At 60.9% G+C, this 11,276-nt stretch carries 4 protein-coding genes, 1 tRNA gene and 2 rRNA genes (1 of these 7 cut by a window edge); 6 read left to right on the top strand and 1 reads right to left on the bottom strand.

Translation table 11 applies throughout. The annotated features are described in order from the left end of the window. The 3 genes from B015_RS0125990 to B015_RS0126000 all read left to right on the top strand — a co-directional run. Nucleotides 1-2,330 (top strand): 23S ribosomal RNA (locus B015_RS0125990) (it extends 483 nt beyond the left edge of the window). 124 nt (nucleotides 2,331-2,454) lie between these two features. Beyond that, a 5S ribosomal RNA gene (gene rrf, locus B015_RS0125995) occupies nucleotides 2,455-2,569 on the top strand. Between the two features lie 201 nt (nucleotides 2,570-2,770). After that, a tRNA-Met gene (locus B015_RS0126000) sits at nucleotides 2,771-2,847 on the top strand. A gap of 285 nt (nucleotides 2,848-3,132) precedes the next feature. Here B015_RS0126000 and B015_RS0126005 read toward each other — a convergent pair. After that, nucleotides 3,133-3,558: a hypothetical protein gene (locus tag B015_RS0126005; RefSeq protein ID WP_018430690.1), complete on the bottom strand. Its 426-nt coding sequence runs from the start codon at nucleotides 3,556-3,558 to the stop codon at nucleotides 3,133-3,135. 391 nt (nucleotides 3,559-3,949) lie between these two features. Here B015_RS0126005 and B015_RS0126015 point away from each other — a divergent pair, with 391 nt between their 5' ends. The 3 genes from B015_RS0126015 to B015_RS0126025 form a co-directional block, all read left to right on the top strand. After that, nucleotides 3,950-5,233 (top strand): efflux RND transporter periplasmic adaptor subunit, encoded by a 1,284-nt coding sequence (locus B015_RS0126015; protein WP_018430692.1) that lies wholly within the window; start codon nucleotides 3,950-3,952, stop codon nucleotides 5,231-5,233. A 13-nt stretch (nucleotides 5,234-5,246) separates the two neighbouring features. Further along, nucleotides 5,247-8,348 (top strand): efflux RND transporter permease subunit, encoded by a 3,102-nt coding sequence (locus B015_RS0126020; RefSeq protein ID WP_018430693.1) that lies wholly within the window; start codon nucleotides 5,247-5,249, stop codon nucleotides 8,346-8,348. Nucleotides 8,349-8,616: 268 nt separating this feature from the next. After that, nucleotides 8,617-11,276 (top strand): Ig-like domain-containing protein (locus B015_RS0126025; protein WP_018430694.1); only part of this gene is annotated, 2,660 nt, incomplete at its 3' end.

Below are 11,276 nucleotides of genomic sequence, written 5' to 3' on the forward strand. Positions count from 1 at the left end.
GTACTCGTGCATGACCGATAGCGAACTAGTACCGTGAGGGAAAGGTGAAAAGCACCCCGACAAGGGGAGTGAAAGAGTACCTGAAACCGGTTGCCTACAAACAGATGGAGCCTGAAATGGTGACATCGTACCTTTTGTATAATGGGTCAGCGACTTAGTGTGTCGAGCAAGCTTAAGCCGGTAGGTGTAGGCGCAGCGAAAGCGAGTCTGAACAGGGCGTTCAGTTCGACGCATTAGACCCGAAACCGAGTGATCTAGCCATGAGCAGGATGAAGGTAAGGTAACACTTACTGGAGGTCCGAACCCATAACTGTTGCAATAGTTCGGGATGACTTGTGGCTAGGGGTGAAAGGCCAATCAAACTCGGAAATAGCTGGTTCTCCGCGAAATCTATTTAGGTAGAGCGTCGACCGAATACCCTGGGGGGTAGAGCACTGGATGGGCTAGGGGTCCTCACCGGATTACCAAACCTAACCAAACTCCGAATACCCAGGAGTACTAGTCGGCAGACACACGGCGGGTGCTAACGTCCGTCGTGAAAAGGGAAACAACCCTGACCTACAGCTAAGGTCCCCAAGTTATGGCTAAGTGGGAAAGGATGTGAGGATCCCAAAACAACCAGGATGTTGGCTTAGAAGCAGCCATCATTTAAAGAAAGCGTAACAGCTCACTGGTCTAAATAAGGGTCTTTGCGCCGAAAATGTACCGGGGCTAAAGCCATACACCGAAGCTTAGGGTTTGCAGCTTGCTGCAAGCGGTAGCGGAGCGTTCTGTAAGCCAGTGAAGCCGTACCTGTGAGGGGCGGTGGAGGTATCAGAAGTGCGAATGCTGACATGAGTAACGTAAGGGGTGTGAGAGACACCCCCGCCGAAAGTCCAAGGGTTCCTGCTTAAAGCTAATCTGAGCAGGGTTAGCCGGCCCCTAAGTCGAGGCAGAAATGCGTAGACGATGGGAACCACGTTAATATTCGTGGGCCTGTGGGTAGTGACGGATCGCACAAGTTGTCGGGTCTTATTGGATTGATCCCGGCAGCGGAGCGGTTCCAGGAAATAGCTCCCACTTATAGACCGTACCCGAAACCGACACTGGTGGACTGGTAGAGTATACCAAGGCGCTTGAGAGAACTATGCTGAAGGAACTCGGCAAATTGCACGCGTAACTTCGGAAGAAGCGTGACCCTTTTGCGGGCAACCGTAAGAGGGTGGCACAGACCAGGGGGTAGCGACTGTTTATCAAAAACACAGGGCTCTGCGAAGTCGCAAGACGACGTATAGGGTCTGACGCCTGCCCGGTGCTGGAAGGTTAAGAGGAGAGGTGCAAGCTTTGAATCGAAGCCCCAGTAAACGGCGGCCGTAACTATAACGGTCCTAAGGTAGCGAAATTCCTTGTCGGGTAAGTTCCGACCTGCACGAATGGCGTAACGACTTCCCCCGCTGTCTCCAGCATAGACTCAGTGAAATTGAATTCCCCGTGAAGATGCGGGGTTCCTGCGGTTAGACGGAAAGACCCCGTGCACCTTTACTATAGCTTTACATTGGCATTCGTAGTGGCATGTGTAGGATAGGTGGTAGGCTTTGAAGCCAGGGCGCCAGCCTTGGTGGAGCCACCCTTGAAATACCACCCTTATCTCTATGGATGTCTAACCGCGGCCCGTTATCCGGGTCCGGGACAATGTATGGTGGGTAGTTTGACTGGGGCGGTCGCCTCCTAAAGAGTAACGGAGGCGCGCGATGGTGGGCTCAGAACGGTCGGAAATCGTTCGCTGAGTGCAATGGCATAAGCCTGCCTGACTGCGAGACTGACAAGTCGAGCAGAGACGAAAGTCGGTCATAGTGATCCGGTGGTCCCGTGTGGAAGGGCCATCGCTCAACGGATAAAAGGTACGCCGGGGATAACAGGCTGATGACCCCCAAGAGTCCATATCGACGGGGTTGTTTGGCACCTCGATGTCGACTCATCGCATCCTGGGGCTGGAGCAGGTCCCAAGGGTATGGCTGTTCGCCATTTAAAGCGGTACGTGAGTTGGGTTCAGAACGTCGTGAGACAGTTCGGTCCCTATCTGCCGTGGGTGTAGGAATATTGAAAGGATCTGTCCCTAGTACGAGAGGACCGGGATGGACGGATCTCTGGTGGACCTGTTGTGGCGCCAGCCGCATAGCAGGGTAGCTATATCCGGACGGGATAACCGCTGAAGGCATCTAAGCGGGAAACCCACCTTAAAACGAGTATTCCCTGAGAACCGTGGAAGACGACCACGTTGATAGGCCGGGTGTGGAAGTGCGGCAACGCATGAAGCTTACCGGTACTAATAGTTCGATAGGCTTGATCGTTCTCATTACTTATGTTCATCGCCAACGCGATCAACGGCACGACAAAGACCAGCGAATAGAGAGTAGAGACTACTCAAAAACCCTATTCGCTCCAAAAGCTTCTCGAATACATGCCTTTTGCCGACCTGGTGGTTATGGCGGAGCGGCTGCACCCGATCCCATTCCGAACTCGGCCGTGAAACGCTCCAGCGCTGATGGTACTTCGTCTCAAGACGCGGGAGAGTAAGTCGCTGCCAGGTCTGCCAAGGGCATGTAAAAACATCGCAACGCGATGTCGGTCAATCAATCTTCTCTTTACAAAATGGCCCGCCAACGGGACCAACGGGCCGCGTAAGCGGCCCTTTCTGTTGGCAAAGCACAGAAACAAGGACATTTTGCCCAAGGCAGAAGTCCGATAACGCCCAAACAAGGACATTTTGCCTCCGGCAAAAGTCCGATGGCGCGGGGTGGAGCAGCCCGGTAGCTCGTCAGGCTCATAACCTGAAGGTCGTTGGTTCAAATCCAACCCCCGCAACCAAATCATAAAACGCCCGCTTGGTGAAAACCACGCGGGCGTTTGACGTTGAAGACCACACCATCAACGCCACGACAAAATCAACGCCAAGATCACATCACACACCAGCCAGACACGACAGCAAAACACCGCACAACAAAAAAACCACGGCCCGCAAATTGCCACGCGCCCCGTTCAGCGGCGCCCGCCTCCCCGCGATCCCAGACAAAAGCTCAACCACCAGCCCCCCAGATACCCGTCGAACCAAACGTCCCGTCAACAAAGAGCCTGACGACCAAGCGACAGTTGTCAGCGCGGGGCAACGCTCTTCCCGGATGACAGCGCCGCCAGATCCGCGCCGTTTGCGCAAAAGTCTCGGTAAGCCGCTTCAAACGCACCCGCGGCCAGTGCCGTTTCACAACGCCGGCGTTCTGCACAGAGCATGCATGTCCGGCGGAGCGAGCGATGCCAACTGGCGTTGCTGGCCTCAAACGTGTCGGCATCTACGCCCAGCGACCGCATTGCCTCCGGCAGATACACCCGCGACGCAAATGCGTAGTCCATTGCCGACCGCAACTCGGTCCCGTTCGACCCACATTCGCCAATAATAAGGCTGCCCTCTTCTTGTCCGAACGCATCGACTTCTTTCATCACTGCGTAACGTTGCTTACAGTCCCGGTAAGCGAGGACTGCCGAATGCCAAACTTTCCAGCTCTCGAGAGCCGATATGCCCATGGTCGTGTCCTCCGGCGCGTGCGGGAATGGCCGCTCATTATCGCTAGCCCGGTCGAGGGCAGCTTTCCTTGTCCTGGATCAAATGCCGGACACCTCTCGCGTGAGGCTGATGCAGGTGTTCGTTTCATGGGCCGCGAGGCGGCCGAACGAAATTAAATCTTGGTAACCATTGACGATTTTGCTCGCCGGGACCGGCCATTTTCCTACATGCTCAAGCAGATGAAGATGCGGGTGCCACCGGCAAAAGAGGATGCGAAGGTCCCGATGCCGGTAGCTGTTCCGGCTGAAGCCGATCATTGGCAGGCGGAGCCGCTTCACTCTGCGGGGGCCGGGCCTTCCCTTTTTTAAGGCAACGGCTAGTCTCGCAGCGGTTTGTCGATGGAGCGGCGTAATGACGAAGTTCCGATCCACCTTCCTGGGCGCCGTGGCGCTGGTGCTGGCGGTCGTCTTGCTGGCGGTGTCGGGCGCGGGCAATGTCGCCTGGCGCTACGTTACCGACGCCATGGCGAGTGTCGGTTCATCATCGCGGCCTGCCACCGACACTGCCCGCAGTGGCGGACACGGAGGAGGGGCCATCGCGGTGGCCGTTGCACCGGCCCAGAAGGGTACATTCCCGGTCGTTGTCAGTGCCTTCGGCAACGTGCAATCCCCTGCCGTCGTCGAGGTGGGCGCGCGCATCTCCAGCCAGATCACCGCTATCCACGTCAAGGACGGCCAGATGGTCAAGGCCGGCGATATCTTGTTCTCGCTCGATGACCGGGCGCTGCGGGCGCAGCTCGCCCGCGACCAGGCGATCCTTGCCAAGGACAACGCCCTGCTGGTCAGCGCCACCGCCGACATGAACCGCGCCAAGGATCTTGCCAGCAAGCAGGCTGGCACCCAGCAGGCTTATGATGAAGCCCTTGCCGCCCAGCAGGCAGCGCAGGCGACCGTTGCCGGTGACCAGGCGACCGTCGATGCCGACCAGGTCCAGCTAAGCTATACCAGCATCACAGCCCCGATCAGCGGCCGCCTCGGCGCAGTTCAGGTGGCGCTCGGCGACATCGTCGGCGGTTCGGCCTCGGCGCCCAGCGCGGCAAATGCCCTGGTCTCCATCACCCAGGTCGACCCGATCGAAGTTGTCTTCCATCTGCCCGAGGCCAATCTGCCGACCTTCAAGAAGCTGCTTGATGCCGGCGAGGCTCCCACCGTCAAGGCGCTCAGGAGCGCGAGCACCGATGTGCTTGCGACCGGCGTGATGGACTTCATCGATTCCGCCGTCGACATGACGTCGGGCACGATCGCCATGCGGGCGGCGTTCGCCAACGAGCAGATGGCGCTGTGGCCTGGGCAATATGTCGATGTCGAGATCGACCAGGGGCAGCTGAACGACACCACCTTGATCCCGACGGTCGCGCTGCAGCCCGGCCAGAACGGCCAGTTCGTCTATCTTGTTCGCCCCGACAACACCATCGAGGCGCGGCCGGTGCAGGTGGCGGCGAGTGAAGGCAACTTGTCGGCGATCGTCTCCGGCCTGGCCGCCGGCGACCAGGTCGTGACCGAGGGGCAGTTGCGCCTCAAGCCCGGCATCAAGGTCCAGCCGACGGTTGCGGAGGCCAACGGGACGTCGGCGTCTCCTGTCCAGCCTGCGTCTTTCACCTCCCCGCAGAAACCGGCGCGGAAGATCGCGCAATAGCCAGGGGTCGGCGATGAACATCTCCGAATTCTGTATCCGCCGACCGATCGCGACGCTGCTGATGTCGCTGTCCTTGGTGCTTGCCGGCCTGTTTGCCTACAGCAAGTTGCCGGTGGCGGCGCTGCCGCGGGCCGATTTCCCCGTCATCAACGTTTCGGCCAGTCTGCCGGGCGCGTCACCTGACAACATGGCGACCTCGGTCGCCACGCCGCTGATCAAGCAATTCGCCACCATCGCCGGCATCGACAGCATCTCCACCACCAATTCGCTCGGCTCGACATCGATATCGATCCAGTTCGTGCTCGACCGCGACATCGACGCGGCAGCGGCCGACGTGCAGGCGGCGATTGCTCGGTCGGCGCGCGCCTTGCCCGCCGACATGCCGTCGCCGCCGAGCTACAGGAAGGTCAATCCGGCCGATGCGCCGATCCTGCTGCTTGCGTTGAAGAGCGACGTCGTGCCGATGACCGACCTCGACGCATTTTCCCAGCAGGTCATTTCGCCGACGCTGTCGACGCTGGAGGGCGTGGCGCAGGTATCGATCTACGGCAGCCAGCAATATGCGGTCCGCATCCAGGTCGATGCCGACGCGCTTGCTGCCAAGGGCATCTCCACCAGCCAGTTGGCGGCTGCGATAGCTTCGGCAAACGCCAACTCGCCGCTCGGAACATTACAGAGCAGCCAGCAGCAGCTGACGATCGTCGCTGACACCCAGCTCGACAATGCCGCCGCGTTCTCGAACCTCATCATCTCGAGCAAGGACGGCAAGCCTGTCCGGCTCGGCGATGTCACGCGGGTGATCGACTCGGTCGCCAATCTTCAATCGGCAAGCTGGTATGACGGTACGCGCGCCATTGTGCTCGCCATCCAGCGCCAGCCCGACGCCAACACCGTGGCCGTCGTAGATCGCGTCATGGCCATGCTGCCGACGTTCCGCGCAGAGCTGCCCGCTGCGGCTTCGCTTGAAACACTGAACGACCGTGCCGCCTCCATTCGCGCGGCCGTCAGCGACGTCCAGTTCACGCTGGCGTTGACCATTGCGCTCGTCACGCTGGTCATCTTCATCTTCCTGCGCCGGGTCTGGGCAACCGTCATTCCAGCACTTGCCGTGCCGATCTCGCTGATTGCCACCTTCGGCGTCATGTATCTGTTCGGCTTTTCCATCGACAACATTTCGTTGATGGCGCTCACGCTTTCGGTTGGCCTGGTTGTCGACGACGCCATCGTCATGCTGGAAAACATCGTCCGCCACATCGAGGAAGAGGGTGAAAGTCCCTTCGAGGCGGCGATCAAGGGCTCGCGCGAGATTGGCTTCACCATCATCGCGATCTCGCTGTCGCTGGTTGCCGTCTTCATCCCGGTGCTGCTCATGGGCGGCGTCATCGGCAAGATCTTCTATGAATTTGCAGTCGTTGTCGTTGTCGCCATCCTGGCCTCGACCTTTGTGTCCCTGACGCTGACGCCGATGCTCGCCGCGCGCCTGCCCATCGCCTCGCAAGGCGAGGGCCGGGTCGGCCGCGCGCTCGAGCGCGGCTTCGACGCCGTGCTCCGTGGTTATGACAGCCTGCTCAAGGTCTGCTTCCGCTTCCACGTCGTCGTCTTTGCAATTTTCCTCTGCTCGGTCGGCTTGACCGTCTACCAGCTGCGCACCATGCCGAAAGGCTTCTTCCCGCTCGAGGATATCGGCCAGCTTCAGGTCACCACGCTGGCCCGCGAGGACATTTCCTTCGGTGCCATGAGTGCGCTCCAGGCGCAGGTCGCCGATGTCTTTGCCAAGTCGCCCTATGTGGCCCATGTGGCCAGCACGGTCGGTAGCGGCGGTGGCGGGTCTGGCGCCATGAACTCGGCGCGGCTGTTCGTCGAGCTGAAGCCGAAGGCCGCGCGGCCGCCGTTGCAGCAGATCCTGTCGGAGTTCCGGCCCCAGCTGGCCAAGATCGCCGGCGTCCAGACCTTCATGGCGCCGATCCAGAACCTCTCCGTCGGCGCCCGCGGTTCCGCCAGCCAGTATCAGCTCGTCGTTCAGAGCCTCAACGAGGACCTGATGAACCAGTGGGCCCAGAAGCTCACCGACGCGATGGTCGCCGACAGGGCCTTCTTCACCGACGTCACCTCGGATCTGCAGAACAAGGCGCTGCAGGCACGGCTGGTCATCGACAAGGACAAGGCCGCGTCGCTCGGCATCACCAATGACGTGCTGCGCTCGACCCTCTATGGCGGTTTCGGTACCCAGCAGGTGTCGACGATCTACACGCCGTCCGACAGCTATGACGTGATCATGGAGCTTGATCCCCATGTCGACTGGACGCCCGAGCGCATGGCGCGCATCGAGGTGCCGGGTGCCAACGGCACGCTGATCCCGCTCGGCGCCTTCTCCCATATCGAGCGCAATGTCGGGGCGCTGACCGTCAACCAGCTGGGCCAGCTGCCTTCGGTGACGGTGTCCTACAACCTGCCCGATGGTGTGGCGCTTGGCGACAGCATCGCCCGGATCGACAAGCTGAAGGGCGACATCGGCATGCCGCAGAACGTCACGACAAGCTATTACGGGACGGCCAAGACCTTCCAGGATGCCGCTGCGAACCAGGGGCTACTGATCCTCGGCGCCATCCTGACCATATATGTCGTGCTCGGCATGCTCTATGAGAGCTTCGTCCACCCGTTGACCATCCTTTCGGGCCTGCCGGCCGCGGCGGTGGGTGCGTTGTTGTCGCTGTCGCTTTTCGGCTTCGATCTCTCGGTCATCGCCGTCATCGGGCTCTTGATGCTGATCGGCATCGTCAAGAAGAATGCGATCATGATGATCGACGTGGCGCTGACCCTGCAGCGTGAGGGCATGGCGGCGGGCGAGGCTATCCACAAGGCCTGCCTGATGCGGTTCCGTCCGATCATGATGACGACGTTTGCGGCCCTGATGAGCACCCTGCCGATTGCACTCGGTGCCGGCGCCAGTGCCGAGCTGCGCCAGCCGCTCGGTGTCGCCGTGGTCGGCGGTCTTGTCGTTTCGCAGACATTGACCTTGTTCGTCACGCCTGTACTCTATCTCTACATGGAGCAGCTTGGCGCCTGGCTGAAGCGTCGCACCAGTACCTATGGCAAGGAAGCGGTCAGCTCGTAGCCGGACCGAGGCGGGATTTCCTCTGGGTTTTCCTCGCCGCGAACGTGGTTCGGTAAATGAATCGCCGAGATCTCAACCATTCGTTGATTGGTTTGCTGCTAAATATGAAGTGAAAGACTAAAATGCATAATATGTTATGCATATAAAGTTTACCAACTTAAAAAAATAGATCATCCCGCATATCAAGCTATATAGCAGGCTGGCCGCCCCGGTTGCAAACATAGCGTGCGCCTTGTTCTGTCTGGCCAATTAGGCAGGGGATCAGGCGATGACCACCAGTGTTGAGTTCGAGAACGTCAAGGGTGCGCTCGAGGGCGCTTCGGCAGCCGACAACCGTACCGCTGATGGCGGTGAGCAGATCCTGGCGCAGGCGCAGCAGCCCGCAGCCGATCCGGTTCCCGTAGACGCCGGCTCCGGCCAGCCTGTCCAGACCCCGCAGCCTCAGGCTGCCGCCCCCGCCCAGCCGACACAGGCCGAATATGTCGCCGACGCCTCCAACGTCGTACACCTGCCGGCCAATGTCTCGATCGACAACATCAAGGTCGACGGCGACAACCTCGTTCTCGAACAGGCCGACGGCAGCGTCATCGTCATCAAGGATGCCGCCTCCAACGTGCCGACCTTCCTGCTCGGCGATGTCGAGGTTCCGCGCGTTGCCCTGATCGCCGCGCTTGAAGCCGGCGGCATCAACGTCGCCTTCGGCGCCGACGGCTCGATCTCGGCCAATGCAGGCGGAGCCAACAGCTCCGGCGGCAATTTCGAACTGCCGGCCGGCGGCATCGGCGACGGCTTCGACCTTTCCATGCTTCTGCCCCCGACCGCGCTGGCCTTCCCGCAATATGACGGCGAGGAGCTGACCATTGGCGAGCGCATCAACAGGGCGCCTTCCATCGACATAGCGCCCGGGATCGGCGGTGGCTCCGGTATCGTTCACGAGGCGGGCCTGGATGAAGGGGGCTCGAATGCCGGCGCGGCCAGCGAGTTTGCCACCGGCACCTTCAAACTGTCCGATCCGGATGGGTTGAGCGATCTCAAGACGCTGACCATCAATGGCAAGACGGTCAGCATTGCCGATCTCGTCGGCCAGACCTTTGATGGTCAGCATGGCACCCTGACGATTACCGGCTATGATCCGGTGACAGGCGTTGCTACCTACCGCTACGAGTTGACCGGGGCCACCACCGACGTGCCCGGAGCGGACGAGACGGATCGCTTCACGCTTGTGGTTTCGGACGGCAAGGCATCATCGGCGCCGGCCAGCATCACGATCGAGATCGTTGACGACGTTCCGCTGGCCGTCGACGACAAGGCCATCTCGGTTGTCGAGGGTGGTGCTGCGATCGGCGGCAACGTGATGGACAATGACACGCCCGGCGCCGATGGCGCCCGTGTGACGTCGGTGACCATCGGCGGCAATGAACATGCGGTCGCCGCCGAAGGCACGACCACGGTCACGACGGCGAACGGCACCTATACCTTCCAGTCGAATGGCGCCTGGACGTTCACGCCGGTTGCGAGCCTGAACAATGCCGAAGGCGTGAGCGCCGGTTTCACCTATGTCATCACCGACGGCGACGGCGACACCTCGAGCGCGGCGCAGCCGATCACGATCACCGACGGCGATGGGCCGAAGGTGGTGGGCGAAGGGATTTCGCTGACCGTTGACGACCAGAACCTGACCGACGGCTCGACCCCCGGCGAGACCACTGCTACCGACTCGATTGTTTTCACGCCCGGCTCGGACGCGATCGCCTCGATCGTCTTCGGCGACACGACCGGCCTCGATGGCGGCCTGACGTGGGAGCGTGTGTCCGACACCGAGATCGTCGGCAGGGACGGCGAGACGGTGGTGGTGACGCTGACGCTGGTTCGCGACGGCAACAAGGCCGACGTGACGGTGACGCTGAACAACAATTACGCCCACCACAGCGACATCAGCGCGGACGATCTCGCCAATCTTGGCTCGGTCAAGGTGGTCGCCACCGACACCGACGGCGACAGCGCCGAAGGCACCGTCAATGTCGGCGTGTCCGACGACGTGCCTGTTGCGGTCGCAGACACGGCTGTCTCGGTTGTCGAGGGCGGCGCTGAGATTAGCGGCAACGTGATGACCAACGACACACCCGGCGCCGATGGCGCCAAGGTGACGTCGGTGACCATCGGCGGCAATGAACATGCGGTCGCCGCCGAAGGCACGACCACGGTCACGACTCCGAACGGCACCTATACCTTCCAGTCGAACGGCGCCTGGACGTTCACGCCGGTTGCGAGCCTGAACAATGCCGAAGGCGTGAGCGCCGGTTTCACCTATGTCATCACCGACGGCGACGGCGACACCTCGAGCGCGGCGCAGCCGATCACGATCACCGACGGCGATGGGCCGAAGGTGGTGGGCGAAGGGATTTCGCTGACCGTTGACGACCAGAACCTGACCGACGGCTCGACCCCCGGCGAGACCACTGCTACCGACTCGATTGTTTTCACGCCCGGCTCGGACGCGATCGCCTCGATCGTCTTCGGCGACACGACCGGCCTCGATGGCGGCCTGACGTGGGAGCGTGTGTCCGACACCGAGATCGTCGGCAGGGACGGCGAGACGGTGGTGGTGACGCTGACGCTGGTTCGCGACGGCAACAAGGCCGACGTGACGGTGACGCTGAACAACAATTACGCCCACCACAGCGACATCAGCGCGGACGATCTCGCCAATCTTGGCTCGGTCAAGGTGGTCGCCACCGACACCGACGGCGACAGCGCCGAAGGCACCGTCAATGTCGGCGTGTCCGACGACGTGCCTGTTGCGGTTGCAGACACGGCTGTCTCGGTTGTCGAGGGTGGTGCTGCGATCGGCGGCAACGTGATGGACAATGACACGCCCGGCGCCGATGGCGCCCGTGTGACGTCGGTGACCATCGGCGGCAATGAACA

This window comes from Hoeflea sp. 108 (genome assembly GCF_000372965.1).
Classification (GTDB): Bacteria; Pseudomonadota; Alphaproteobacteria; order Rhizobiales; family Rhizobiaceae; genus Aminobacter.

Bases quoted from the DNA above. Each gene is read 5' to 3' on its own strand.
- B015_RS0126015 (WP_018430692.1), top strand. From the start codon at position 3,950: ATGACGAAGTTCCGATCCACCTTCCTGGGCGCCGTGGCGCTGGTGCTG.
- B015_RS0126020 (WP_018430693.1), top strand. From the start codon at position 5,247: ATGAACATCTCCGAATTCTGTATCCGCCGACCGATCGCGACGCTGCTG.
- B015_RS0126005 (WP_018430690.1), bottom strand. From the start codon at position 3,558: ATGGGCATATCGGCTCTCGAGAGCTGGAAAGTTTGGCATTCGGCAGTC.